Origin of the sequence: Rhodococcus sp. PAE-6 (assembly GCF_025290685.1) — a bacterium.
In the GTDB taxonomy this organism is placed as follows: domain Bacteria; phylum Actinomycetota; class Actinomycetes; order Mycobacteriales; family Mycobacteriaceae; genus Rhodococcus; species Rhodococcus pyridinivorans.
On sequence record NZ_JAOCLZ010000276.1, the window covers coordinates 1 to 231 of the forward strand.

Annotated in this window: 1 pseudogene; it reads left to right on the forward strand. The window is 71.0% G+C overall.

Annotated features, from left to right (window positions below):
* A pseudogene (locus tag NVV99_RS27015) lies at positions 1-231 on the forward strand (steroid 3-ketoacyl-CoA thiolase); the annotation flags it as partial.

Genomic DNA, 231 nt, shown 5'->3' on the forward strand with positions numbered 1-231 from the left:
CGACGATCTCGACCGGTTCGCGGTCACCGAGGCGTTCGCGTCGGTGCTGCGGTCCTGGGCCCAGGTGCACGGACCCGACATGGACAAGGTCAACGTCACCGGTGGCGCGATCGCGCTCGGCCACCCCGTCGGATCCACCGGTGCCCGCCTCATCACCACCGCGCTGCACGAGCTCGAGCGGCGTGACGCGTCGACCGATCTGATCTCGATGTGCGCCGGTGGAGCGCGGGC